Below are 24,125 nucleotides of genomic sequence, written 5' to 3' on the forward strand. Positions count from 1 at the left end.
ATGCGTTTGGTTTTCATGGGAACACCCGATTTTTCGGTCCCTGTGCTTGAGGCACTGGTGGCGGCAGGACATGAGATCGCCTGTGTCTACAGCCAGCCGCCACGCCCGGCGGGGCGGGGCAAGAAAGACCGGCCCTCGCCCGTGCAGGCGCGGGCAGAGGCGCTTGGGCTCCCGGTGCGCCACCCGGTGTCCTTGCGTAGCGATGAGGCGCTGGCGGATTTCGCGGGGCTGCAGGCCGAGGTCGCCGTGGTCGTGGCCTATGGGCTGATCCTGCCGCAGGCCATTCTGGATGCGCCGACGCGCGGCTGTCTGAACATTCACGCCAGTTTACTGCCGCGCTGGCGGGGGGCTGCGCCGATCCACCGCGCCATCATGGCGGGGGATGCGCAGACCGGTGTGTGCATCATGCAGATGGAAGCAGGCCTTGATACCGGCCCCGTGCTTGCGCGTGAAGCTGTCGACATCGGACCCGAGGAGACAACAGCGCAGTTGCATGACCGGCTGAGCGCCTTGGGGGCCGCGTTGATAGTCGACACGCTGGCGCGGCTCGATCAGCTTGAGGCGGTCCCACAACCGGAAGACGGTGTGACCTATGCGGCCAAGATCGACAAGGCGGAGGCGCAGGTGGATTGGGACCAGCCCGCCGAAGACGTGGATCGGCTGATCCGTGGGCTGTCGCCGTTTCCGGGTGCCTGGACCTTGCTGGGCGACACGCGCGTCAAACTGCTCGGGTCGCGCATTGCCGAGGCGTCGGGGGTGCCGGGCACGGTCCGGCTGAACCCGCTGCGGGTGGTCTGTGGGACGGGGGCGGTGGAACTCACGCAGGTGCAGCGCGCGGGCAAAGCGGTGCAGAGTGCGGCTGATTTTCTGAACGGCAGCGCAATTGAAGACGGCACCCTTTTCAAAGGAAAAAGCTGATGTTCCCGACGTTGATAGGTACGGTTGTGATCGCGGGCCTTGTGGGGTTCTTTTCCGAACGGTCGGGGTTTACGCACAACGGCTATGTGCAGAGCATCATCATCTGCATTGGCGGGGCCTTCGTGATGTATTTCGTCACGCTGATGTTCGGGATCGGCTTTCGCAGCCCCGGCATCAATGCGATTGCGGCCTCCGTCGGGGCGCTGATCATCGTGCCGACCCGGTGGCGTAAATGATCACTGCGCCGGGGTGCGCAGCGCCAGTTTCTCTTCGTCCTCGATCGGTGCGCGCACGCAAAGCCTGAGCAGGGGCGGCACGGTCAGCAGGGTCAGAAACGCCGACATGGACAGACCGCCCACCACCACCGCGCCGAGGCCACGATAAAGTTCAGAGCCTTCGCCGGGGAAGACGACCAGCGGCAGCATGCCACAGACAGACGTCAGCGTGGACATGAAGATCGGGCGAATGCGGTTGCGTGTCGCCTCTTCGATGGCGTCGACCGGGGACATGCCTTCGTCGCGCAAATGATAGAGCGTCTGATGCACGATCAGAATCGCATTATTGACCACGATCCCGACAAGGATGATGAACCCCAGCAGCGTCAGCGTATCCAGCGGTTGCGTCTGGAAGGTGTTGAGCAGTGCAAGACCCCCGACACCGCCCGCAGCGGCCACGGGCACCGAAATCATGATGACCAGCGGCAGTACGAAGCTTTCGAACAGGATCGCCATGACGAGGAACACGATGACCAGCGCCACGGCGAGGTTGATCTGGATCGCGTCCCACGTCTGGCTGAGCTGATCGGCGGTGCCTGAAACGCTCATCCGGACGCCATTGGGCAGGCCGCTTTCTTCGAGAACGTCGATGACTTCTTCCTGCAGCAGTTCAACGGCCTCTTCCAGTGCGAGCGCGTCCGAAGGTCTGACCTCAAGCGTGACGGTGCGCAACCGATCCCGATGCCGGATTTCTGTCGGGCCGGCAGTGACGACCACATCCGCAAGGGCGGATACCGGGATGATCTGACCGGAGGGGGTGACAACAGGGTAATTGCCGATGTCCTGCGTCCGCTGCCCGACCTGCAGGCCGGGATCACCCTTGAGCATCAGATTGACGCGTTCAGCCCCCACGGTGATCTCTGCCACACGCAGACCGTCGTTGAACGCATCAACGGTCAGGGCAAGGTCCGACGACGTGAGCCCCGCATCCGCGAGGCGCAACCGGTCCGGCACCAGACGCACCTCGGGCGCGCCGAGTTCAAGGCCCGGTAGCGGGCGGAACTGATGCCCTTCCGAACGGGGCAGCAGTTGCGAGATCGTACCGGCGGCGCGGCCCGCAACTGCCAGAATATCGTTGAGGTCCTGACCGGAGATGTTCAACTCGATCGTGCGCCCCCCGCCGACGCCGCGGCCAAAGAGGGACGGTTGCGTCATGAAGCCGAAGGTGCCGGGTTCGGCAAAGATCGGTTGTGACAGGACGGGGATCAATGCCCCCGCCTGCGTGCCATCCACTGCGGATGCGCCGACAAAACTTGCCCCCGGGCGCGCCACGAAAAAGAAGTTGTCGATCGTCGGGGTGCCGTCTTCGGTCTGCGTTTCCGGCGCGGCTTCCCAGAGCGGTTGGGCGACTGTTTCGATCCGCTCGGCAATGGTCTGCGTCGTATCAAGGTTATAGCCGGGTGGCGGGATGATCAGGCCAAAGACAAGGTTGCGGTTGCCCTCTGGCAGATATTCAAGGCGCGGCAGAAAGGTGATCGTTGCCACCGCAGCACCCCCTGCGATGAGCGCCACCATGAACAGCCCCAGAGCGCGGAACCGCACCGTGAGCCGCACATAGGACATGACCATCCCGTGAAAGCCGCGCGCAAGGTGATCAAGACCCCAGATGTTGACCTTTTTCTGATCGCCTTTTGACAGCAGTTTGCTGGAGAGCGCCGGGATCACCGTGACCGCGACCACAAGCGACAGCAGAACCGACACCGAAATGGCCACCGCAATGTCGCGGAACAACTGGCCCGCTTCAAGCTGCATGATGAGGATCGGGACAAAGACCAGAACGGTCGTCAGTGCGGATACAAGTATCGCCCCCCAGACCTGTTTCGCGCCGAGATAGGCGGCCTCGCGCCTCGATTTGCCTTCTTCCCGCAATCGGTAGATGTTTTCGAGCACCACAATCGCGGCATCCACAATCATCCCCACCGCAAAGGCAATCCCGGCGAGCGAGATGACGTTGAGCGTGCGCCCGGTGGCGGCCATCGCGACGAATGTGGACACGATGCTGACGGGAATCGCCAGAGACACAACGAGCGTGGCGCGCGGGCTGCGCAAAAACGCCATCAGCACGGCGGCGGCCAGTGCCCCGCCGATCCAGATGTTCTGCGTCACCAGATCAATCGCGCCGTTGATATAAACCGTTTCGTCGTAGGCCTGCCGCATGTTGAGCCCGACCTCTGCCACGGGGCCTGCCGAGAGTTCGGCCAGCACCTCTTTGACCTCGGCCATGGTTTCGATGACATTCGCGCCGGGTTCACGGACGATGTTGAACGCCAGCCCCGGCTCGCCGCGAAAACGCAGACGCGAGTTGGCTTCTTCAAAGGAAAAGCTGACGTCGGCCACATCCGCCACCCGCACGCGACCTGACCCGCCGGTGCCGATGTCAGAGCGCAGCACGACCGATTTGATGGCCTCAACGGTGTTGAGGTTGCCCTCGGCACGCACCACGTAGCGGCGCTTGCCTTCTTCGACGTCCCCTGCGGAGAGGGAGATGTTTTCATCTCGCAGAACGCGCACGACTTCGGGCACCGTGAGGTCAAAACGCGACAGCCTGCGCGGATCGACCACGACCTGCAATTCGCGGGTGACACCGCCGAATACATTGACCGCCGAGACGCCCTCGATCCGTTCGATCCGGTCCTGAATGACGTCCTCGACGAAATCGCCATAGGTGGCCATTTCGCGGGTGTTGCCCTCTTGCGCTGTCAACAAGATCCACGCGATGGGGCTGTCATCCGCGCCGGAAGTGTCCAGTGTGGGTTCGCTGGCCTCGTCAGGGTAATCGCCGACACGGTCCAACCGGTTTGACACCAGCAAGAGCGATTGCACCATGTCGGTGCCGACGCCGAATTCGAGTGTGATCTCCGCCTCTCCGGTGCGGGAGCGGGAGGTCATGATATCCAGCCCTTCGAGGCCCCTGAGCGCCTCTTCCTGCGGGTTGACGATCTCGCGCTCAATCTCGGAAGGGGCGGCACCGGGCCACTGCGTTTCAATCACGACGATGGGCTTGCGCACATCCGGTGCCAGCTGGATCGGAATGCGGCTGACGGCGATGGTGCCGAACAGAACGGCCATGATGACGGCAGCCATCACGGCAATCGGGCGATCAATTGCGTAGCGGATCAGGTCCATGGGCTAGCCTTTCTCGCTGCCGGTCATCGGCGTGATTTCCTGTCCGGGGCGCAGCCGTTCATTGCCGCGCGTCACAACGACGTCGCCCTCGCTCAACCCATCCAGCACCTCAAAGCGATCCCCCAGTGCGACACCGATCTGCACGGTGCGCGGTTGCGCCGTTCCGTCTGCCGCCACGAAGACCGTCCAGCCGCCGCGGGCCTGCACCAAGGCGTCTTTGGGCACCGACAGAACCTCGCGCGGGGCGCTGATGGGGATGTTGATGGTGATGGACTGGCCGATGGCCAAACGGTCCAGAGAGGCCAGATCAGACGACGTAAAGCGCACCGGACGCGTCCGCGTGGCGGTATCCTCAACGGGCAGCAACACGCGCACGTTCAGATCCAGCGGCACGCCGGTCTCTGTGCTTCCGGCGACCGCCTGTCCGGGTTGCAGAACGCTGACGTATTTCGATGGTACGCTGGCCTCGATCTCCATGGACTGAACATCCAGCAGCGTGACGACGGCGGCACCCGATGCGATGAATTCGCCGGGGTTGATCTGCACTTCCAGCACGATCCCGGCGTAGGGGGCGGTGATGCGCGCGCGGTCCAGTTGATACCGGGTCTCTGCCAAAGTCGCCTCGGCGGTCTGGACGCGCGCCTCTGCTTCGGCGAGCAGCCCGTTGGCCTCAAACAGGTCACTTTGCGCATCATCAAAACGGCTGGTCGAGAAAGACGCCGTGTTGCGCAGACCCTCGATCCGCGCCAAAGCATTGGCTGCGCGGTTGACGCGCGTCTGCGCGATCACGATGCCTGCGCGGGCCTCTGCCAGCCGTGCCTGGGCCTGTCGGGCCAGAATGTCCAGAAGCTCGGTGTCGAGGGTTGCCAGCATCTCGCCCTGATCGACGGATGCGCCCTCAAGCACCATGATTTCATCGACCGTGCCCGCGATGCGGCTGGCAATCGTCCCCTCGCGGGCAGTCACCACCTCGGCAAAGAGCGGAACAGTGTCGGCGATGGTTTTGACCTCGACGGTTTCGACGCCCACGGCAGCCGGCCCGCCTTGTGCAGCGGCCATGGAGGGGACACTCAGACAGATCGCGATAAACAGCGCGCAGGTGAGCCGGAATAGGAATAAGGGGTGGGTCATTGGAGCGCCCTGTAAAATAATCATTGCACAGGTAAACCAGTTAGTTCGAAATTGCACGCCTCCAAGGGCGGGGCCTGCGCGTGCGCGCGCGAAGAACTGTGTCAGGCCGAACCGTCGTTGGCACCTTTTACCGGGTCCAGCGCATTGGCATAGGCCCGCAATTCCGCAACTTCGCGTGCCGATGGTGTCTTTCCGGTAAAGCCAACCAGATAGGCGGGCATCAATCTGTTGCGGGTCTCCATCGGCTCGTTCAACTTTGCGTCATCATACCCGATCTGCATGTAGTAGAGGATGCGCGCCCGGGCCGTCGCTTCGAGGGGTGGGTAGTCGAACCTCTCGAACATCGCCTGCAGGGCGCTCAGGCGCTGCGTTTCCGAGGCGTCCAGCACAGCGCGCACCTCTTGCGAGCGACGCGCCCAATCGCGCACGGCAAAATCCAGCCGCGTGTCAAAAAGCGCGGGATTAATCACACAGCGAAACACATTTCCCACCGCTTCGGTGATCGTATCGGCGGGGCGCTCGGCCATACGGACCAAGGCCGCCGTATTGGTGTGGCGCCAATGCTCCAGCAGCGCATCAAGCAGGTCCTGTCGGGATTTGAAATACCAGTAGAAGCTGGATCGTGACACGCCAAGGGCCGCGCCCATGGCCTGAATTTTCACGCCTTCGACCCCGTCGCGGATCAGGGCGGCCATGGCGATGTTTAGCCAATCATCGCGGGTCACCTTGATATTGCCGATCAGCGGTTCACTGTCGGGGTTGTCGCGGTGCAAGGTGGGGTCTGAACGGTCCATCGGTGTCTAGCTTTCGGGCGGGGCACCGCCCTCGGCCGTGCGTTTTGCGATGAAATCCTGCAGGTTCTCCAGACGTTTGCCGTCCACCTCGGGCCGTTTATCTGCGGCCAGAATATCCTGCCAGACTCTGGTGGCGCGCTGGTTGGCGTCCTGTGCGCCGCGTTCTGTCCATGTGCCGAAATTTGCGTAATCATGCACGATAGGTTCGTAGAATTCGGTATTGTAACGCGCCATGGTTTGAGGGGCGGCAAAGAAGTGGCCGCTGGGTTCAACCGCGCTGAGGGCTGTGTCAAACCCGATCTCATCAATGCCCGCCTGCTTGCCCGCGCATAGCTCTGCGATCATGTTCAACACTTCGAAGTCGGTGATGATTTTCTCGTAAGATACGCTCAGGCCGCCCTCAAGCCAGCCAGCGGCGTGGATGATCACCGTCGCGCCACCCATCAGGGAGCCCCAGAGGCCCATCTGGTTTTCATTGGCCGCCTGCACGTCGTTGATATTGGAGGCAGAGCCCGCCGCGCTGCGCCACGGCAGACCGGTAAAACGCGCGAGTTGGCCCGCCGCCAGCGAGGCCTGAAAATGCGCCGAGGTGCCAAACGCGGGTGCACCCGATTTCATGTCCACATTGGACGTGAATGTCCCATAGCAGACCGGTGCGCCGGGTTTGACCAGTTGTGTCAGGGTGATCGCCGCCAGCGCCTCGGCATGGCTGAGGGTGATCGCGCCTGCAACCGTGATCGGCGCCATCGCGCCCATGAGTGTAAAGGGCGTGACGATGGACAGCTGCCCGTTGCGGGCAAAGTCAATCAACCCCTGTGCCATCGGTATATCGAGCGTGCGGGGGCTGTTGGTGTTGATGATGGTGTAGCAGTGCGGGGAGTCGGCAAATTCAGCATCCGATAGGCCGCGAAAGTCGCGCAGCATCTCAAAGCAGTCCATCGCCTGCGGTGTGCCGCGTGCGAAAACGAAGGGGAATTTGTCGGTGCGTGTCAGCTGCACTTCGGTGGTGAAGTAGTGACGCAGATGGGTGGGAACATCTTGCGGTTCGACCGAAGGCGACATCATCTGGAACACGTCAAAGTGATGGCAAAGCGTTGTGTATTCCCGGAAATCCCGTGCCGATCCGGGGCGGCGGCCCCGCGCGAGATCGGTGGCGTGCGGAGCACCGGCGCCGGGTTGAAAAACCAGGCTGCCAAGTTCCAGCAGGATGTCGCGGTCGCGCGCCCCGGCGCGGCCGGTGATGGATCTGGGGGCGGTGGCAAGGGCTGCGTCAATCATGTCACGCCCGAGATAGACCATCTGATCCACCACGCGCGCACCGCCCTTGCGCAACACCTCGACCGCTTCGGGCAGCAGCACTTTGATGCCAAGCTCTTCCAGCGTGCGCAGGGATGTTTCATGCATGGCCGCGATCTGATCGCTGGAAAAGACCTCCATCGGGGGAAAGGGGTTGCGCAGGTTGCGATAGTTCACGTTGCGCTCTGGTGCGGCCTTGGGCCCGCCATCGCGGCGGGTCCGTCTGCGCCCGGTGTTTTCGCGCAAGCTCATCCGCGCATGGCCTTGCCGTCCGGATCATAGGGCGATGCGGCGATGATGCGTGCGGCCCGCTTGACGCCGACCACATGCACGCTGACCTCTGTGCCTGCGCTGCTGTGGGTCGGGTCCACCAGCGCCATGGCGAGCGATTTGCCGACCGTGTGGCCATATCCGCCGGAGGTGACAAAACCGACCTGAGCGCCGTTGACCCAAATCGGTTCGAACCCGCTGGCGTCCGCACCATCGGCGTCGATTTCCATCGTGACAAGTGTTTGTGCCGGGCCATTGCCATCGCGTTCCGCCATGGCTGCGGATTTGCCAATGAACTCCTTGTCCCAGTCGATCCAGCGGTCCATTCCGGTCATGCCGGGGGTGTAGCCTTGGGTGAATTCCGCATTCCAGATGCCAAAGCTCTTTTCCAGCCGCAGGCTCAGCAGCGCATTGAACCCGTATTCGCGGATCCCCGCATCCGCGCCCGCCTCCAGCAGGATACGGCGCAGCACCGCGTGATCCCCCGCGCGGCAGTGGATTTCATACCCGCGCTCACCCGCGACCGACAGACGCCCGACCTTGCAGCGCAACAGCCCGATGTCAAAATGACCACAGCCCATGAAATTCAGATCCGCAATCGGGCCGTCGGTCAGTTTCTCGATCACACCGAGCGATGCAGGACCCGCCAGAGAGAACCCGGACACCTCGTCGCCCAGATCGCGCAGGGTGACGCCCTCCATCATGTGATCGACAAACCAGCGCATGTGCCACCGGCGCAGGTAGTAGCTGCCCATGATCCACCAGATGCCATCGCCCCAGTTGAAGACGGTCAGATCACCCTTGAGCCGCCCATCCTCGGCCAGCATGGGGGCGAGCCGCGCGCGGCCCGGTTTGGGCAGCTTGCTTGCCATGATCTGGTCAAGCCACTGCTCGGCGTTGGGCCCTGACACCTCGAAGCGGGAAAAGCCGGTGATATCCAGCAGGCCGACGCCATTGCGCACCGCCTGACATTCATCCGCCACGATTCCATGCGCGTTCGAGCGTTTCAGCGAGGGCGCTTCGACAAAGCCCGGTTCGGCAAAATAAAGCGGCACTTCCAAATCCCAGCTTTGCCCCCACTGACAGCCCGCAGCACTCATATCCGCATAGGCCCCGGCGGTTTTCAACGGGCGGCCCGCGGGCAGCTGTTCATTCGGATAGGTCATCACAAAGCGGCGGGTATAGAACTGGCCGGTTGTTTCCTTGATGTACTGCTTGTTTTCGGCCCAGACGCCATAGCGGGCCACATCCATCCCGTAGACATCCGCATCAGGTGTGCCGTTGATCATCCATTCGGCCAGCGATTTGCCGACGCCGCCGCCCTGCAGGAACCCGGCCATCACCGCGCAGGCCGACCAGTACCCGCGCTTGCCCGGCACAGGCCCCACCAGCGGGTTGCCATCGGGCGAGAAGGTGAACGCGCCGTTCACCCATGTCTTGACGCCGACCTCCTGCAGGCAGGGGTAGCGCTCAAAGCCCATGATCAGTTCATTTTCGATGCGGTCGGGGTCTTCCTGCTGCAATTCAAACCCGTATTCCCACGGTGCGCCGTCCATCATCCAGTGCTGGTGATTGACCTCGTAGATGCCCAGCAGCACGCCCTTCTGATCCTGCCGCAGATAGGTGAATCCTTCGAGATCCACGGTCATGGGGACCTCGAAATCAAGGCCTTCAAGCTGCGGGATCGTGTCCGAGATCAGATAGTGGTGGTTGAGCGGGGAGACAGGCAATTCGATCCCGGCCATACGCCCCACCTGCTTGGCCCAGAGGCCCGCCGCATTGACCACATGTTCGCAGCTCACCGTCCCTTTTTCGGTAACAACGTCCCACCCTTGCAGAGTCTGGTTCAGTTCCAGCACACGGTTGTGTTCGATCACGGTGGCGCCGCGTTTCTTGGCCGCGCCTGCATAGGCGTGCACCGTGCCGGTTGTGTCGATGTACCCTTCGCGGTCGGCCCACATGCCGCCAAGCAGCCCGTCACCGGACATGATCGGATTGAGGGCCACTGCCTCTTCCACCGTCACAAGGCGGCAGTCGTGGATGCCGATGGACTGAAACGTGCGATACGCCGATTGCAGCCATTCCCAACGGTCCGGCGTGCCCGCCATGGTCAACCCGCCGGTGCGGTGCAGGCCGATGTCCTGCCCGCTTTCCTCCTGAATGTCGTCAAAGAGGTCAATCGTATAGGACTGAAGCTGTGCGATGTTCGGGTCCGCATTCAGGGCATGAAACCCGCCCGCCGCATGCCAGCTTGACCCGGCTGTCAGCAGGGAACGTTCGATGAGGCACACGTCGCTCCACCCCATCTTGGCCAGATGGTAGAGGATGGACGTGCCCACGACACCCCCGCCGATCACGACAACGCGGTAATGTGACTTCATGCTGTGGCCTTTCGATTCGTATCAGACGCGACTACTGTACATTTGTGTACAGTTCTGCTCAGAACGCTAGGTTCAATAGCATTCATCGGTCAAGATTTTTTTCTTTTCTGCGGCTTTGACTGTGCAGGCCGTGGCTGCGCACTAGGCTGTATCGCAGCAAGCAGGAGAACGGATATGAAAATCGTTGCAGGGCTGACAGTGGCCGCCGTGGCGTCGGGCGCGGCGTTTGCGGATATCGTCGTCACATTTGACGAGGGCGCGCCCAAGGATCGGTTCACCCTTGTGAACGATGGGACCTGCCCGCTCAGTGATGTGACCGTCACCATAGATCTTGGCGCATCTGCGGCGGGTCTGATCTTTGACGTGACCGCGCGCGGTGCGGGTGTGCAGGTGTTTCAGCCCCTCGAACTCGTGGCCGGACGCGATTTGCTGGGCGAGGTGCCGGATGTCAGGGACGGGGACAACAGCATAGCCCTGCCCATCGCGGATTTTGCACCCGGGGCGCAGGTTGCGTTCACGATAGACGTGGATGACACGGTCGGAACGCGCGAGATTACCGTGTCCGGCGCTGAAATCGAGGGGGCGAAGGTTTTTGTCAGCCACGATGGCGGTGTGCGCGAGGCCACTTTTGGTGCGGATGCGATTGCGCGGGTCGGGATGGATGGCTGCAATGCATGATCGAGAAGCGCCGGGGCTCGCCCCGGCGCATTGACGTTTCAGCTTGCCCGTTTGCGACGCCGCAAGACAAATGTGCCGCCAAGGGCAGAGAGCAACAACAGCACAGAGGCTGGCAGCGGGACAGGGGCCAGTTGATAGGTGTCGTTCAGCGCTGCGCGGGTGATGTCGTTGATCAGCGCGTGACCTGCGGCGGTGGGGTGAATGTCGTCGAAAAACAGGAAGCCCGCACAGGACGGAGCCGTGGTCGAGACAGTTTGAACGCAGGCATTCTGCGTGTCCGTGATGCCGCGAGACGCCAGCAATGCCTGATCGCTCAGGGCGTCAAAGACGTCCACTTCGGTCACGGTCGCGCCAAATAGGTTGTTGCCCTGCAAGAAGGCGGAGAGCTGCGTGTTGTAGTCGGCCGCCATCGCTGAAAGCTGGTCCTGAAACGCGGGTGCTTCGTTCTGGAACCTTGGGATCAGGCCAAAGTCCGGCAGGTTCATGACGACGAAATCCCGCACCCCGGCGCCCGCCAAGGCCTGCAACCCGCCTTGTACGGTCGTCAAAGCGCTACCTAACGCGGTTTTCAGTGCCGTGAAATCAGGTGCAGCGCTGTCAATGCTGTTTGCCGCATTCAGAAAGTCATTCCCGCCGATAAAGACGCTGACCAAGGGGGTGGTGCCAAGGTTGCGCGCAGCATTAAGCGTTGGCGGCATGCCCGGTGCTGTTGGCGCGTTCAGCAACCCGCCCAGCCCATCCGCATAGGTAGAGACCGGGGGTGTGACCGGTAGCGGCAAGTTTGCAGGGGCGAAAATCTGTGCCAGAAGATCGGGGACAGGATCCCAGTTATTTGCGGCCAGCGCCCCTGCGAAAGACAGGTTTACGCCGGTTTTCCCGTTGTTGCGAAACTCATTCGTCAAACCGGCAGCCCAGGTCGGACCGTCGGAAAAGACACCCGGTGCGCGCAGTCGGGCGAAATTGGTCTCTGCATCGGTTGGCGGGGTTGTCGAGGGCGGTGCCGGCGGCGCCAGAATGCCCAAAAGCCGTTCGGTGTTCCCGATATCCGACAGGCTGTCGCCGAGGACGGAAAAGCTGCTGAACTGATCTGTGAGCGGTGATGCCTGTGCCGGGGCGGCCAAAAGTGCTGCCGCACCCAGTATCGCAAGATGTTTCATTTGATCCTCTCCCTGTAAGCTGCGCATGTTTTCCTGCGCACGATGGGAAATAGACGACGAAAGACCTTGAAACGCGAGTCTATCCTTGCGTCACTTTGCGCGTGTTCCGCACGGGTGGGCCGTGAAATCCGGGGGTTCTTTTGTCTTTTCGCAGGTCAGGTGACGGTGATCGTCATCTTGCCTAGGCCCTCGACCGCAATCGTCATGGCGTCGCCTTTTTGAACCGGCCCCACGCCCGCGGGTGTGCCCGACAGGATTACATCACCGGGTGCAAGCGTGTAGTATTCGGACAGGTAGGAGATCATTTCCGGCACTTTCCAGATCATCTGGTTCAGATCACCATCTTGCTTGAGTACGCCGTTCAGATGCAGGGTAATCCTGCCCTGATCAAGGTGGCCGACCTCCGCCACCCTGTGGACTGGCCCGACCGGTGCCGAGGCATGAAAGGCCTTGCCGATCTCCCACGGACGCCCGGCCTTTTTTGCGATGCCCTGTAAATCGCGGCGGGTCATGTCGAGGCATAGCGCGTAGCCGTAAACGTGATCCAGCGCGTCATCGGGGCTGATGTTGGTGCCGCCCGATTTCAGGAACACGGCGACTTCGGCCTCATGGTGCACGTCGCTGCTTTGCGCAGGGTAGGGGAATGATCCGGATGTGTTCAGATCATCGGGGTTTTTCTGGAAAAAGAAGGGTGCTTCGCGCTCCGGGTCATGGCCCATCTCCACGGCATGAGCGGCATAGTTGCGCCCGATGCAATAGACGCGCCGGACCGGAAACATGCCCCCGCTTGCCACGGGGACACAGGCGGTTGGCGGCACTGGAATAACGAAATCTGACATGAAGGGTTCCCCGCAAATCTTCTTTGAGGTTACTGGCACAAATTGCGTGTCAGCGCGTGATTGCAGTACAGGACATCGGGTCGCCTGCGCGCCATTCAAAGACCGCGCTGTCGCCCTTGGTCCAGAATATACCCCCGAATTCAATGGCATATCTGCTGCCTGATGCGGCAGGCTCAAGCGAGCCGACAGCGACGCTGTCCCCGTATTCCACGCGGATACTGGGCAGTTCGGTATCAAAAAAGTAGGCGGTGACTTCATTGGCGGGATTGTCTTCGCAGGTATAGGTCACGGTCGCGAGGGGTGTTTCGAGCATCCAGGCGGCCACAAGTTGACCTTCGCGGGTGAGATAATCCCGTTCGACGCAGCCGCGCACATCCTGTGCTTTCCAGCACTCGTCGCGTCCCTTGATCCAGCCGCGCTGCATCGCGCGCAATGTAGTCCGCGCATTTTCAGTGTCGTCCTCTATGTTGCCTGCCGCCTCGAGGGCGGCGCCAAAACGCAGGGCCAACCTCCGGTCAAGCGTGGCAAGTGCTGCGTCGGCACATATCAGGTCCTCGGCTTGTGAACTGGCTTTTGCGCAGTCAAATGACGGGCCGGTGGTTTCCGCGTTGACGCCGGTGGCGGCCAGCGTGAAGCACATTCCTGCGATCAGGCGGTGCGGTGAGGTTCTCTGGGCGGGAAGGGGCATTCCAAGGCTCTTGTGTCTGGTGTGGGTGTCACTGTCGGGGTGGCCTGCTCTTATAAACAGGCAAGCGCCAGCCAAAGGCAAGTGACCCGGCGCGCAAGGCCCATGTAACCCCGGAACACAGCGCCAGCGCGATGAGAGGTTCCGCCAGGAAGGGGCGCGTCAGCACGGCCATCGTCGCGCCCGCAAAGGCGGCGGTCACGTAAAGCTCCCCCTGACGCAAAACCACCGGTACATCATCCAACACCACATCGCGCAAAAGCCCGCCCATGCATCCCGTGATTGTCCCCATCAGGACCACCACCAGTGCGGGCTGATCGAGCGCCAGCGCGACGCCGGTGCCGGCTGACACGGCCACGGCCAGCGCGAAACTGTCCAGCCAGATCAGCGTTTTCAGGCGGCTCTCAAACAAATGCGCGGTGAAAAATACGACCAAGGCGGCGGTGCAGGCCACGCCAATATATGTCGGTTGCGCAATCCAGAAAATCGTCTCCCGGTTCAGCAGCAGGTCCCGCAGCGTGCCGCCGCCCACCGCCGTGAGGCAGGCGATGAAGGCAAAGCCAACGATGTCCAACTGCTGCCTGCTGGCGGCCAGCCCACCGGTCAGGGCAAAAATAAACACGCTCGCATAGTCAAGGAAACCGATCACGCTCATGGTTTGAACGGGGCCATGCCCGCGCGCGCCAATTCGTCCGCGCGTTCGTTTTCCGCATGCCCGGCGTGCCCCTTGACCCATTTCCACGTGACGTCGTGACGTGCGTTGGCCTCATCCAGCCTTTGCCAGAGTTCTGCGTTCGCGACGGGTTTCTTGGCGGCATTTTTCCAGCCGTTTCGCTTCCAGCCATGAATCCAGCCGGTGATGCCATTTTTGACGTAGTTGCTGTCGGTCACGACGGTGATCGTGCTGGCGCGGCTGAGGGATTCCAGCGCGTTGATGGCGGCCAAAAGCTCCATCCGGTTGTTGGTGGTATGTGCCTCACCGCCCTTGAGCGCGCGTTCCTTGACCAGCCTGTCGCCCTCTTTGGCCTGCAGCAAAACGCCCCAGCCGCCGGGGCCCGGGTTGCCCGAACAGGCACCATCCGTATAGGCGAACAACTCAGGCATGGGCGGCCAGTACAATCCAATGGGCATCAACGCCGTCCAGACCCGTGTCGCAGCCTTCGCGGCGATCAAATACCGTGAGCCCCGCCGCCGCCAGCAGGTCGACCAGCTCGCTTTCGCTATAATATGTGTAACGCCTGCCCAAGGTATCGCGTTTGCTGCCCGTGCCGGTTTTGACCCCGATGTGAAACCGCCCGCCGGGTTTCAGGGCGGTCGCGATCCGGGCCAAATGCTTTGGCATGTCATCGCGCGGGGCATGGAGCAGCGAGAAATTGGCCCAGATCCCATCGTAGTGATCGACCTGTGTGACATCCTCGAAACCGGCTTTGCGGGCGCTCACACCCGCGTGGCGCCCGGCCAGTGCCACCATTTCAGGGACCGGGTCAAAGGCGTCCACAACAAGCCCGGCTCGTGCCATTGCGGCGGCTGACCCGCCCGGACCACAGCCCAGATCAAGGACGCGCCCGCGCTTCGGCATGGCCGCGATAAAGGCGACCAGGCTCGGGTCCCGAGCGGCGGCCTCGTCGGTCAGATTGGCATAGTCATCCGCTTTGGCCGCATAGACGGAGAGGGTTTCAGCATCACTCACAGGAACACCCCGACGGCCAGACAGGCGACTACGATGCTGGTCAACAAAATGCGCAGGGACATCCACCATCTTGGCGCGAGGCCCCAGATCGAAAAGGCGAAATCAAGGATCAGGAGACCAAGGAACCCGAAAATCAGATTGGTTGCGGCTGCCGTCGGCCCGCCCCCGGACATGAAAAACGCCCAAAGGGCAGGGACCACTGAAAGCGTGTAAGCGGTGGCTGCGCGCGCACCCTGCGCCTTGGTTGCAAAGCCCCAGAGCACGCCCGACATGAAGGACAGGATCACCGTCCCGTAGAAAAGCTGTATGTAGGGCCCGACAAAACGCGGGCCCAGTGCGCGGACCCCCCATTGGGCCAGTGGCTCGGCCAGATAGGTCGCGGCCCCCCAGACAAAGGGGATGAGGCCGGCGAGGCCAAGGAGGAGCGGTGCAAAGGGGATCGATTTCATGAGCCGCAACATGAGCCTGAGCGCCGCCCAAGGCAAGAGGCTGTGATCACTTTGTCATGCGCCCGCCGCTCAACTGGCCGGGGTCCGCCACGGACAGCGTGCTGGTGTCCGTGAGGGTCAGGCCGAGCCGTGTACAGACCACTTCGGAAGCAGTATTGCCGGGCTCGATTCCGGTGAAAAACCGCGTAAAGCCGTATCTTTGCGCCATCTCCAGCATCACCTCGGCCCCGAGGCGCAATGACAGCCCGAAACCGCGCCAGTCCGGCACGGTGGACAGCATGCCCCACCAGCATTCGACCTGCCCCTCAGGGTGATCGGCGTGCATATAGGAGGCGGCGGCCGCACAGGAGACGACCTCGCCCTGATCCGTGACGGCCATGCGGCACAGCCCCGGTTGTAGCGCGCCGCTCAACACGGCGAGGTGTGGTGGCAGAACGCCGCAAGCCAGCGCGGCGCGGGCCAAGGATGCGCGCAGGCGGTTGTCGCTTTCGCCCGTCAGCCAGAGGCTGGTGAGACCGTCAGGCAGCTGTTTGCTGGTGACGGTTTCGCGCGCGGCCTGCAATGCAGAGGCGTCACCGACCCAGCGTGCATAGTGCACAGCGCTCAGGTCATGGGGTTTGAGCTGCTGCACCAGCGCAGGCATCTGATCGTTTTGCACATGGGCAAAATGGCTGGCCCCTTGCAGCCGTGTCATGGACACCAGTTCCGCAAAGGGGGTACGGTCCGGGCTGACGATGCCGACGGTCCGGCCATAATAGGTATAGTTGATGTTGCTTCTGGTCAGATCATGCAGGGCCCGCCCCCGGCCCAAAAGCGCTTGCTGATCGGGGGAGCCAAAAGTGTCTTGTCTGGCGGACATGCGGTGACGGTCAGGCCGGTTCGCGCAGGACACGCGGTACTTTGAATTCCACGTTTTCGACCGCCGTCTCGACCACCTCTTGGGTCACATCATAATGTGCGTCGAACGCGGCGATCACCTCGTTGATCAAGACCTCTGGCGCAGATGCCCCGGCGGTGATGCCAATGCTGCTGATGCCATCAAGGGCGCGCCAGTCGATATCCGTGGCGCGCTGGACGAGTTGCGCGTATTGACAACCGGCCCGTGCGCCAACCTCGACAAGGCGGCGCGAGTTTGACGAGTTGGGAGCCCCGACAACCAGCATCGCGTCACATTTCGGGGCCATGGCCTTGACGGCCTCCTGTCGGTTGGTGGTCGCATAGCAGATGTCTTCCTTGTGCGGGCCCACGATCAATGGGAAACGCTGCTGCAAGGCGTGGACCACATCGGCGGTGTCATCAACGCTGAGCGTGGTTTGTGTGACATAGGCCAGTTTCGCGGGGTCTCTTACCTTTACGGTCGCCACATCTTCCGGGGTTTCCACCAACAGCACCTCACCTTCGGGCAATTGCCCCATGGTGCCGACAGTTTCGGGGTGGCCTGCATGACCGATCATGATCATCTGCAGCCCGTTGTCCGCATGGCGTTGGGCTTCGATATGCACCTTGCTCACAAGCGGGCAGGTCGCATCCACATAGACGAGGTTGCGCGCTTGCGCCGCCGTGGGCACGGATTTGGGCACGCCATGGGCGGAAAAAATGACGGGTCGGTCGTCGGGGCATTCCGAAAGCTCTTCGACAAAGATGGCGCCTTTTGCGCGCAGCCCGTCCACCACGAATTTGTTGTGCACGATTTCATGCCTGACATAAACGGGCGCGCCCCATTTATCGAGCGCCAGTTCCACGATCTTGATCGCGCGATCAACGCCCGCGCAAAAGCCACGGGGCGCTGCAAGATAGAGGGTCAGGGGCGGTTTCGTCATGTCTTACTCCGGATCAGATGTCTCAGAGGTAAGGGTTTGACGCGGCTGCGTCCAGAGGGTGACATGCCGCAACGCAGGCCCCCCTCTGAAACGGCTTTCTTTCAGCTTGCTTCGTTATACTCGCGTGGAGGGCGACCGATAACGTCTTTCAGCTCGTCGAGCTCGATGAAATTGTCCGCCTGACGACGCAACTCGTCAGAAATCATCGGGGGCTGGCTGCGAATCGTCGACACGACGGAAACACGCACACCGGAGCGCTGAAGGCTTTCGATCAGCGGGCGGAAATCTCCATCGCCGGAAAACAGGACAATGTGATCAACACGCGGGGCAAGCTCCATCGCGTCCACCGTCAGTTCGATGTCCATGTTGCCCTTGACCTTACGGCGGCCCATGCTGTCGGTGTATTCCTTTGCCGGTTTCGTCACCATCGTGAACCCGTTGTAATTCAACCAGTCCACAAGTGGTCGGATCGGAGAGTACTCGTCATTCTCAAGCAGCGCCGTGTAGTAGAACGCGCGCAGCAATTTGCCACGGCGCATGAACTCCTGACGCAGCAGTTTGTAGTCAATGTCAAACCCCAGTGATTTGGCAGCGGCGTACAAATTCGAGCCGTCGATGAACAGCGCGAGCCGTTCGTCCTTGTAAAACATCTAAGTGTCCTTTCGATTGGTCAGGCGCTGGTGCTCGTAAAAAGTTGTGATAAAATTTCTGCACCCGACAATTGAACAAAATAGGGTTTTTTGACTGTGCCGCAAGTGACAAGACAGGGGAAAATTGGCAAAAAATCGCCACAATTACGGTCACTTGCACTGATTGCCGTTGGGTCAAACCAAGGCTTACGCAACGGAACCCCACACGATACCGTACTGAATGCATTGAAAGAATTTCCCGTTAAGGTTGGATCGATTCGGGCTTTCAGCAGGCTGTTTCGCACGGCTGCCTTCCCGGCGGGATCCGGCCCGGATTTCGTCAATGCGGCCTTTGCCCTTGAGACGGAACTGGATGCAGCCGACCTTTTGAGCCATCTTCACGAGGTTGAATCACTGTTCAGGCGCAACCGGACCAAGCGGTGGGGGCCGCGCACTCTGGACCTTGATCTGATCGCGATGGCGGATCAGGTTTTGCCTGATCGCGAGACATTCGATCACTGGGCGCAGTTGCCGATCGATCAACAGATGACCACATCGCCGGAGCGGTTGATCCTGCCGCACCCGCGTGTGCATGAGCGGGCATTTGTCCTGATCCCGCTGGCGGATGTGGCACCGGAATGGCGTCACCCGGTCCGCGGTGTCAGCGTTCAGGAGATGGTCGATGCCTTGCCGGAAAACCTCAAAAACGAAGTCGAACCGCTGTAATTCTTTGCTTGTAAAGCGGTGCCAACCGACCTAAATAACGGACTTCCGCCCCTACTCTGTCTGATGGAGATGTTTCATGGCCCGCGTCACAGTCGAAGATTGCGTTGATAAAGTTCCAAATCGGTTCGAGCTTGTGATGCTCGCAGCACATCGTGCGCGCGAAATTTCGGCCGGTTCTGCGCCAACGGTCAACCGGGACAACGACAAGAACCCCGCCGTTTCGCTGCGCGAGATTGCCGAAGAAACCCAGAGCGCCGATGACCTGCGTGAGCGTCTGATCGAGAGCAACCAGCACCAGATCGAGGTTGATGAACCCGAAGAGGACGCAATGGCCTTGCTGATGGGTGCCGAACAGGACAAGCCTGAAGAAGACAGCATGTCCGAAGAGATGTTGCTGCGCCAGTTGATGGCGGCCCAAGGGCAGGGCTGAACGCAGCCCGCCTGATCTGGTGTGAGAGGCGGTTGACATGAAAGACGGCGATCATTTGGAAATATCCGCCGATGACCTCGTGTCGCTCGTTCTGCGCTACAATCCGAAAACCAACCAGAAGTTGATCCGCGCGGCCTATGACTATGGCCGCGAGATGCATGCGGATCAACTGCGCCATTCGGGTGAGCTGTATTTCAATCACCCGGTGGCCGTAGCGGCAATCCTGACCGAACAGAACCTGGATGATGCAACGCTGATCACGGCGCTGCTGCATGACACGATCGAGGACACCCCAGCCTCCTATTCCGAGGTCGCCGCGCGCTTTGGCGACGAGATCGCAGAGCTTGTCGATGGTGTGACCAAGCTGACCAATCTGCAACTCAACTCGTCACAGACCAAACAGGCCGAGAATTTTCGCAAGCTGTTCATGGCCATGTCGAAAGACCTGCGGGTCATTCTGGTCAAGCTGTCGGACCGGTTGCACAACATGCGCACCATCCGCGCGATGAAGCCAGAAAAGCAGGCGCAGAAGGCACGCGAAACAATGGATATCTATGCGCCGTTGGCGGGGCGTATGGGGATGCAGTGGATGCGCGAAGAACTCGAAGATCTCGCGTTCCGGGTTCTCAATCCGGAGGGGCGCGCGTCCATTATTCGCCGCTTCATCAACCTGCAGAAGGAAACGGGCGACGTCATTCAGCGCATCACAGGTGACATGCGGCTGGAACTGGACAAGGCCGGAGTGCAGGCCGAAGTCTTCGGTCGCGCCAAGAAGCCTTATTCGATCTGGCGCAAGATGCAGGAAAAGGACCAGTCCTTTGCACGGCTTTCGGATATCTACGGCTTTCGCATCATCACGGACAGCGAAGAAGACTGTTACCGGGCACTGGGCGCCATCCATCAGCGGTGGCGGGCGGTGCCGGGGCGGTTCAAGGACTACATCAGCCAGCCGAAAAGTAACGGATACCGGTCGATCCATACAACCGTTTCCGGGCGTGACGGCAAGCGGGTCGAGGTCCAGATCAGAACCGTCCAGATGCATGATGTGGCCGAAACCGGCGTTGCGGCGCATTGGTCCTATCGGGACGGTGTGCGCAGCAACAATCCCTTTGCTGTTGATCCTGCAAAATGGATCAGCACCCTGACCGAACAGTTCGACGCCGAGGAAGATCACGAGGACTTCCTCGAAGCGGTCAAGCTTGAGATGTATTCGGATCAGGTTTTCTGTTTCACGCCCAAGGGGGAGGTCGTAAAGCTGCCGCGCGGGGCCACGCCGATCGACTTCGCCTTTGCGATCCATACGCGCATCGGCATGGCCTGTGTGGGGGCCAAGGTTGACCACATGCGCGTACCGCTCTGGACGCGGCTGAAAAACGGCCAGTCGGTGGAGGTGATCACGGCGGAGGGTCAAAGCCCGCAGGCCACATGGCTTGACATCGCCGTCACCGGCAAGGCGCGATCTGCTATCCGGCGTGCGCTGCGCGAGGAAGACCGGGCCCGCTTTGTCAAACTGGGGCAGGAACTGGCGCGCTCCGCGTTCGAGCATGTGGGGCGTAAGGCGACCGACAAGGCGCTTGAGGCGGCTGCGCGCAACATGCGGTGCAATGATCGCATTGATCTGCTTGCCCGCCTGGGCAGCGCCGAGATCACCGGCCGCGATGTCGTGCAGGCAGTCTATCCCGAACTTGTGCCGAGGGAAGGCGTGAAAGTGGATGCGAAGCGCGCGGTGATCGGTCTGTCGCCCGGGCAGTCGTTCGAACGCGCCTTTTGCTGTCAGCCCCTGCCGGGCGAGCGGATTGTCGGGATCACCTTCAAGGGGCGCGGAGTGGTGGTGCATGCGATCGATTGCGACCGCATGAGCGTTTACGAAGATCAACCGGACCGGTGGCTCGATTTGCGCTGGCACGAAGGCGCGCACCCTGCGGTTTACGGCGCGACGATTGAGCTTACCCTGAACAACGATGCAGGGACACTGGGACGAATTTGCACATTGATCGGGGAAACCCGAGCGAATATTTCAGATTTACAATTTGTCGACAGAAAGCCTGATTATTTCCTGTTGTTGATCTATGTGGAACTGCGGGATGTGGCGCATCTGCATTCCTTGATGCTGACGCTTGAAGCGGAAAGTGATGTGGCCTCTGTATCGCGGTATAGAAATATGGCGCATGATAAGACGGAAACACCTGCCTGATGTCGCAGCGCAGTCGTCAGATCATCATAATTTTAACAAGAATGGCGTAAGCCACCCTGTATTGGAATTGAGTAAGGACGCCCCTCTTGGTTTTTAAACGCAGAGATCCGAAAAGCTGGCCGCGTGCCGTGCTGGAAACTTTGTGGCCACGGGGTGGGTGGGCCCGCGCGTTTCACTATGTCAAGCATCGCATGCGCAGGCTGCCGGACAGCCCCGAACGCATCGCGCGTGGCATATTCGCGGGTGTTTTCGCGTCTTTCACGCCATTTTACGGCTTCCACTTTTTTATCGCGGCGGGACTGGCCTTTGTGATGCGGGGCAATGTCATTGCGTCCCTGATGGCGACGTTCTTTGGCAACCCGCTGACCTATGTGCCGATCGGTGTGGCGGCTCTGTCCTCGGGTCACTGGATTCTCGGGGATCCGGTGGATGAGGGCATTCACCGCTCCTTTGGCGGCAAATTCGCGGACGCGGCGGCAGATCTGCATCATAACTTCGTTGCGATGTTCACGGATGATACGGCAGACTGGTCGCATCTGCGGGTTTTCTATGACGAGATTTTCTTTCCCTATATGGTCGGCGGGTTCGTGTCGGGTATTTTCTTTGGCGCGGTGTGTTACTATTTGTCAGTGCCGCTGATCCGCGTATATCAAAAGCGACGCAAGGGTTTGATCAAAAACAAACTTGAGGCGATCAAGGCCAAAGCGGCCAGCAAAGCAGAGGCGAAACGAAAAGCGGAGCGTCCGCCCGCCGGGGAGTGACCCGGCCACAATACTAGGGGAGGGCTTGAGATGTCCGATCAAAAAAAACTGCGTCTTGGCGTGAATATCGACCATGTGGCGACGGTGCGCAATGCGCGCGGGGGGGCCTATCCTGATCCGCTGCGCGCGGCCCGCATTGCCGAAGAGGCTGGCGCGGATGGCATCACGGCGCATCTGCGCGAAGACCGCCGTCACATTTCGGATGCGGATATCGAAGGGTTGATGGATGTGCTGAGCGTGCCGCTCAATTTCGAGATGGCAGCGACGGATGAGATGCAACAGATCGCCCTGCGCCATAAACCGCACGCGGTGTGCATTGTGCCCGAAAAGCGCGAAGAGCGCACGACCGAAGGCGGTCTTGAGGTCGCCCGCGAGGAAAACGTGCTGGCCCATTTCATTGCGCCGCTGCGCGAGGCCGGGTGCCGGGTGTCGATCTTTATCGCTGCAGAGCAACGTCAGATCGAAGCGGCGCACCGGATCGGGGCCGAGGTCATCGAACTGCACACCGGTGCCTATTGCGACGCCCATGCCGAAGGGGATTTCGCACAGCGCGATGCGGAACTGGCGCGTCTGAGGGATATGGCCACCTTTGCGCATGGGTTGGGCCTTGAGGTCCACGCAGGCCACGGGCTGACCTATGACACCGTGCAGCCCATTGCCGCTTTTCCCGAAGTGATCGAACTCAACATCGGACATTTCCTGATTGGTGAAAGCATCTTTCGTGGGCTGGAACCCGCCATCGCAGAAATGCGCCGCCTGATGGATGCGGCGCGGGCATGACAGACGCAATGTTTTTGTTGCCTTTGCCGCTTATCCTGTTGGGATGGGTCATCGGCGGGGGAAGCCCCGGGCCGGCGACACTCGCAATCTCGGGCACTTCAATGCAAATGGGGCGCCGGTCCGGGCTCACCGTGGCCGCGGGTATCGTTGTCGGCTCAGCATGTTGGGGTATCACCGCCGGTTTGGGCTTTTCTGCTATCATGATGAACAACGCGTGGCTTTTTGAAATCATGCGATATGTCGGTGCTGCCTATTTGATGTATCTTGCACTGAAATCCCTGCGCTCGGCATGGCACGGTGGCGTGGTCGAGATACCGTCTGTTTCAGGACGCAAACTTTTCCTCAAAGGACTTATGCTTCACCTGACCAACCCCAAGGCGGTTCTCGGGTGGGGCGCAATTTACGCGATTGCATTGGCACCAGGCGCAGACCACGCATCTGTCTGGAGTTTGTTTGCCGCCCTGATCTGCGCATCGAGCGCCGTATTTTTCGGGTATGCGATCCTTTTCTCTGCGGCACCCATTGCGCGGGCGTACACGCGTGCCAAGCGCGGTTTTGAGGCGGCGTTTGGTTTCCTGTTTGCATTTGCCAGTTTCAAGATCCTGACGACACGGCTGGCATGATCCTTGGCATCGGCACGGATCTTGCGAATATTGAGCGTATCGCGCGCACGCTGGACCGCTTTGGGGACAGGTTTCGCAACCGGGTTTTCACCGATATTGAACAGGTCAAGGCGGAGCGGCGCAAGGATGTTGCTGGCACCTATGCAAAACGCTGGGCGGCAAAAGAGGCGTGTTCCAAGGCGCTTGGCACTGGCCTTGCCATGGGGATCGCGTGGAAGGACATGTCGGTCACCAACCTCAAATCCGGCCAGCCCGTCATGCATGTCACCGGATGGGCCCAAGAGCGGTTGGCGGCGATGACCCCGCCCGGTCATGAAGCGGTGATCCACGTCACACTGACCGATGATCACCCATGGGCGCAGGCCTTTGTGGTGATCGAGGCCTTGCCCCTCAAAAGCTGACGGATGCCAGGTGCGGCCCAAAACAAAACCACCGGCGCCGTTTGACCGCCGATCGCTGTGTCCTTTGGCATT

The 24,125-nt window shown here is 61.0% G+C and carries 25 protein-coding genes; 10 read left to right on the forward strand and 15 right to left on the reverse strand.

Going from position 1 to position 24,125, the window contains the following annotated elements:
* Entirely contained in the window at window positions 1-918 is a 918-nt protein-coding gene (gene fmt / locus RD1_RS06180; protein ID WP_011567601.1) for a methionyl-tRNA formyltransferase, read from the forward strand.
* Window positions 918-1,154 carry a hypothetical protein gene (locus RD1_RS06185; protein WP_011567602.1) on the forward strand — a complete coding sequence of 79 codons (237 nt, stop codon included), beginning with the start codon at window positions 918-920 and terminating at the stop codon, window positions 1,152-1,154. The genes fmt and RD1_RS06185 overlap by 1 nt, the downstream gene beginning before the upstream one ends.
* Here the strand turns inward: RD1_RS06185 and RD1_RS06190 are convergent, their stop codons facing one another.
* The 5 genes from RD1_RS06190 to RD1_RS06210 form a co-directional block, all read right to left on the reverse strand.
* On the reverse strand, window positions 1,155-4,319 hold the full coding sequence (locus RD1_RS06190) for an efflux RND transporter permease subunit (RefSeq protein WP_011567603.1): 3,165 nt from the start codon (window positions 4,317-4,319) through the stop codon (window positions 1,155-1,157).
* Between the two features lie 3 nt (window positions 4,320-4,322).
* Window positions 4,323-5,450, reverse strand: coding sequence for an efflux RND transporter periplasmic adaptor subunit (locus tag RD1_RS06195; protein ID WP_011567604.1), 1,128 nt, complete (start codon window positions 5,448-5,450; stop codon window positions 4,323-4,325).
* Window positions 5,451-5,551: 101 nt separating this feature from the next.
* The gene (locus RD1_RS06200) at window positions 5,552-6,244 is read right to left on the reverse strand and encodes a TetR/AcrR family transcriptional regulator (protein WP_011567605.1); all 693 of its coding nucleotides are present in this window, start codon (window positions 6,242-6,244) and stop codon (window positions 5,552-5,554) included.
* Window positions 6,245-6,250: 6 nt separating this feature from the next.
* Complete coding sequence (locus tag RD1_RS06205) at window positions 6,251-7,792, reverse strand: trimethylamine methyltransferase family protein (RefSeq protein ID WP_011567606.1); 1,542 nt, start codon at window positions 7,790-7,792, stop codon at window positions 6,251-6,253.
* Window positions 7,789-10,191 (reverse strand): GcvT family protein, encoded by a 2,403-nt coding sequence (locus RD1_RS06210; protein WP_011567607.1) that lies wholly within the window; start codon window positions 10,189-10,191, stop codon window positions 7,789-7,791. Before RD1_RS06210 ends, RD1_RS06205 begins: the two co-directional genes overlap by 4 nt.
* Window positions 10,192-10,365: 174 nt before the next feature.
* Between RD1_RS06210 and RD1_RS06215 the strand changes: the two genes are divergently transcribed.
* Entirely contained in the window at window positions 10,366-10,869 is a 504-nt protein-coding gene (locus RD1_RS06215; protein WP_011567608.1) for a hypothetical protein, read from the forward strand.
* A 38-nt stretch (window positions 10,870-10,907) separates the two neighbouring features.
* Here RD1_RS06215 and RD1_RS06220 read toward each other — a convergent pair whose 3' ends face one another.
* From RD1_RS06220 to RD1_RS06265, 10 genes are all read right to left on the reverse strand, one after another.
* Window positions 10,908-12,026 carry an SGNH/GDSL hydrolase family protein gene (locus tag RD1_RS06220; protein WP_011567609.1) on the reverse strand — a complete coding sequence of 373 codons (1,119 nt, stop codon included), beginning with the start codon at window positions 12,024-12,026 and terminating at the stop codon, window positions 10,908-10,910.
* 155 nt (window positions 12,027-12,181) lie between these two features.
* The gene (locus RD1_RS06225) at window positions 12,182-12,865 is read right to left on the reverse strand and encodes a fumarylacetoacetate hydrolase family protein (RefSeq protein WP_011567610.1); all 684 of its coding nucleotides are present in this window, start codon (window positions 12,863-12,865) and stop codon (window positions 12,182-12,184) included.
* Window positions 12,866-12,914: 49 nt separating this feature from the next.
* A complete protein-coding gene (locus RD1_RS06230) occupies window positions 12,915-13,553 on the reverse strand; it encodes an MliC family protein (protein WP_011567611.1) in 639 nt (212 codons plus the stop codon).
* Between the two features lie 28 nt (window positions 13,554-13,581).
* Window positions 13,582-14,205, reverse strand: a complete 624-nt coding sequence (locus tag RD1_RS06235; protein ID WP_044032983.1) for a trimeric intracellular cation channel family protein — start codon at window positions 14,203-14,205, stop codon at window positions 13,582-13,584.
* On the reverse strand, window positions 14,202-14,654 hold the full coding sequence (gene rnhA, locus RD1_RS06240) for a ribonuclease HI (protein ID WP_011567613.1): 453 nt from the start codon (window positions 14,652-14,654) through the stop codon (window positions 14,202-14,204). Before rnhA ends, RD1_RS06235 begins: the two co-directional genes overlap by 4 nt.
* Window positions 14,647-15,240, reverse strand: a complete 594-nt coding sequence (locus RD1_RS06245; protein ID WP_011567614.1) for a class I SAM-dependent methyltransferase — start codon at window positions 15,238-15,240, stop codon at window positions 14,647-14,649. Before RD1_RS06245 ends, rnhA begins: the two co-directional genes overlap by 8 nt.
* Window positions 15,237-15,689 (reverse strand): DUF3429 domain-containing protein, encoded by a 453-nt coding sequence (locus tag RD1_RS06250; protein WP_044033368.1) that lies wholly within the window; start codon window positions 15,687-15,689, stop codon window positions 15,237-15,239. The genes RD1_RS06245 and RD1_RS06250 overlap by 4 nt, the downstream gene beginning before the upstream one ends.
* Window positions 15,690-15,735: 46 nt before the next feature.
* Window positions 15,736-16,548 (reverse strand): N-acetyltransferase, encoded by an 813-nt coding sequence (locus RD1_RS06255; RefSeq protein ID WP_044032984.1) that lies wholly within the window; start codon window positions 16,546-16,548, stop codon window positions 15,736-15,738.
* A 10-nt stretch (window positions 16,549-16,558) separates the two neighbouring features.
* Window positions 16,559-17,509, reverse strand: a complete 951-nt coding sequence (gene ispH / locus RD1_RS06260; protein ID WP_011567617.1) for a 4-hydroxy-3-methylbut-2-enyl diphosphate reductase — start codon at window positions 17,507-17,509, stop codon at window positions 16,559-16,561.
* A 101-nt stretch (window positions 17,510-17,610) separates the two neighbouring features.
* On the reverse strand, window positions 17,611-18,159 hold the full coding sequence (locus RD1_RS06265; RefSeq protein WP_011567618.1) for an NYN domain-containing protein: 549 nt from the start codon (window positions 18,157-18,159) through the stop codon (window positions 17,611-17,613).
* A 105-nt stretch (window positions 18,160-18,264) separates the two neighbouring features.
* Here RD1_RS06265 and folK point away from each other — a divergent pair, with 105 nt between their 5' ends.
* The 7 genes from folK (at window position 18,265) to acpS (ending at window position 24,053) form a co-directional block, all read left to right on the forward strand.
* Complete coding sequence (gene folK / locus RD1_RS06270; protein ID WP_245897360.1) at window positions 18,265-18,864, forward strand: 2-amino-4-hydroxy-6-hydroxymethyldihydropteridine diphosphokinase; 600 nt, start codon at window positions 18,265-18,267, stop codon at window positions 18,862-18,864.
* A 76-nt stretch (window positions 18,865-18,940) separates the two neighbouring features.
* Window positions 18,941-19,294, forward strand: coding sequence for a DNA-directed RNA polymerase subunit omega (rpoZ, locus tag RD1_RS06275; RefSeq protein ID WP_011567620.1), 354 nt, complete (start codon window positions 18,941-18,943; stop codon window positions 19,292-19,294).
* A gap of 37 nt (window positions 19,295-19,331) precedes the next feature.
* A complete protein-coding gene (locus RD1_RS06280; RefSeq protein ID WP_011567621.1) occupies window positions 19,332-21,488 on the forward strand; it encodes a RelA/SpoT family protein in 2,157 nt (718 codons plus the stop codon).
* An 86-nt stretch (window positions 21,489-21,574) separates the two neighbouring features.
* Window positions 21,575-22,249, forward strand: a complete 675-nt coding sequence (locus RD1_RS06285) for a DUF2062 domain-containing protein (protein ID WP_011567622.1) — start codon at window positions 21,575-21,577, stop codon at window positions 22,247-22,249.
* A gap of 30 nt (window positions 22,250-22,279) precedes the next feature.
* A complete protein-coding gene (locus RD1_RS06290) occupies window positions 22,280-23,029 on the forward strand; it encodes a pyridoxine 5'-phosphate synthase (protein ID WP_011567623.1) in 750 nt (249 codons plus the stop codon).
* Window positions 23,026-23,652 carry a LysE family translocator gene (locus tag RD1_RS06295; protein WP_011567624.1) on the forward strand — a complete coding sequence of 209 codons (627 nt, stop codon included), beginning with the start codon at window positions 23,026-23,028 and terminating at the stop codon, window positions 23,650-23,652. Before RD1_RS06290 ends, RD1_RS06295 begins: the two co-directional genes overlap by 4 nt.
* Entirely contained in the window at window positions 23,649-24,053 is a 405-nt protein-coding gene (gene acpS, locus RD1_RS06300; RefSeq protein ID WP_011567625.1) for a holo-ACP synthase, read from the forward strand. The genes RD1_RS06295 and acpS overlap by 4 nt, the downstream gene beginning before the upstream one ends.
* Window positions 24,054-24,125 lie beyond the last annotated feature (72 nt).

It is taken from the genome of Roseobacter denitrificans OCh 114 (genome assembly GCF_000014045.1).
Taxonomy (GTDB): Bacteria; Pseudomonadota; Alphaproteobacteria; order Rhodobacterales; family Rhodobacteraceae; genus Roseobacter; species Roseobacter denitrificans.

Excerpts from the sequence above, each read along its gene's own strand:
- RD1_RS06190 (WP_011567603.1), bottom strand. The coding sequence starts at position 4,319 with ATGGACCTGATCCGCTACGCAATTGATCGCCCGATTGCCGTGATGGCT.
- RD1_RS06265 (WP_011567618.1), bottom strand. The coding sequence starts at position 18,159 with ATGTTTTACAAGGACGAACGGCTCGCGCTGTTCATCGACGGCTCGAAT.
- RD1_RS06250 (WP_044033368.1), bottom strand. The coding sequence starts at position 15,689 with ATGAAATCGATCCCCTTTGCACCGCTCCTCCTTGGCCTCGCCGGCCTC.
- RD1_RS06235 (WP_044032983.1), bottom strand. The coding sequence starts at position 14,205 with ATGAGCGTGATCGGTTTCCTTGACTATGCGAGCGTGTTTATTTTTGCC.
- rpoZ (WP_011567620.1), top strand. The coding sequence starts at position 18,941 with ATGGCCCGCGTCACAGTCGAAGATTGCGTTGATAAAGTTCCAAATCGG.
- RD1_RS06290 (WP_011567623.1), top strand. The coding sequence starts at position 22,280 with ATGTCCGATCAAAAAAAACTGCGTCTTGGCGTGAATATCGACCATGTG.
- RD1_RS06215 (WP_011567608.1), top strand. The coding sequence starts at position 10,366 with ATGAAAATCGTTGCAGGGCTGACAGTGGCCGCCGTGGCGTCGGGCGCG.
- rnhA (WP_011567613.1), bottom strand. The coding sequence starts at position 14,654 with ATGCCTGAGTTGTTCGCCTATACGGATGGTGCCTGTTCGGGCAACCCG.
- ispH (WP_011567617.1), bottom strand. The coding sequence starts at position 17,509 with ATGACGAAACCGCCCCTGACCCTCTATCTTGCAGCGCCCCGTGGCTTT.
- RD1_RS06210 (WP_011567607.1), bottom strand. The coding sequence starts at position 10,191 with ATGAAGTCACATTACCGCGTTGTCGTGATCGGCGGGGGTGTCGTGGGC.
- RD1_RS06205 (WP_011567606.1), bottom strand. The coding sequence starts at position 7,792 with ATGAGCTTGCGCGAAAACACCGGGCGCAGACGGACCCGCCGCGATGGC.
- RD1_RS06200 (WP_011567605.1), bottom strand. The coding sequence starts at position 6,244 with ATGGACCGTTCAGACCCCACCTTGCACCGCGACAACCCCGACAGTGAA.
- RD1_RS06195 (WP_011567604.1), bottom strand. The coding sequence starts at position 5,450 with ATGACCCACCCCTTATTCCTATTCCGGCTCACCTGCGCGCTGTTTATC.
- RD1_RS06225 (WP_011567610.1), bottom strand. The coding sequence starts at position 12,865 with ATGTCAGATTTCGTTATTCCAGTGCCGCCAACCGCCTGTGTCCCCGTG.
- acpS (WP_011567625.1), top strand. The coding sequence starts at position 23,649 with ATGATCCTTGGCATCGGCACGGATCTTGCGAATATTGAGCGTATCGCG.
- RD1_RS06255 (WP_044032984.1), bottom strand. The coding sequence starts at position 16,548 with ATGTCCGCCAGACAAGACACTTTTGGCTCCCCCGATCAGCAAGCGCTT.
- RD1_RS06220 (WP_011567609.1), bottom strand. The coding sequence starts at position 12,026 with ATGAAACATCTTGCGATACTGGGTGCGGCAGCACTTTTGGCCGCCCCG.
- RD1_RS06295 (WP_011567624.1), top strand. The coding sequence starts at position 23,026 with ATGACAGACGCAATGTTTTTGTTGCCTTTGCCGCTTATCCTGTTGGGA.
- RD1_RS06230 (WP_011567611.1), bottom strand. The coding sequence starts at position 13,553 with ATGCCCCTTCCCGCCCAGAGAACCTCACCGCACCGCCTGATCGCAGGA.
- fmt (WP_011567601.1), top strand. The coding sequence starts at position 1 with ATGCGTTTGGTTTTCATGGGAACACCCGATTTTTCGGTCCCTGTGCTT.
- RD1_RS06280 (WP_011567621.1), top strand. The coding sequence starts at position 19,332 with ATGAAAGACGGCGATCATTTGGAAATATCCGCCGATGACCTCGTGTCG.
- RD1_RS06185 (WP_011567602.1), top strand. The coding sequence starts at position 918 with ATGTTCCCGACGTTGATAGGTACGGTTGTGATCGCGGGCCTTGTGGGG.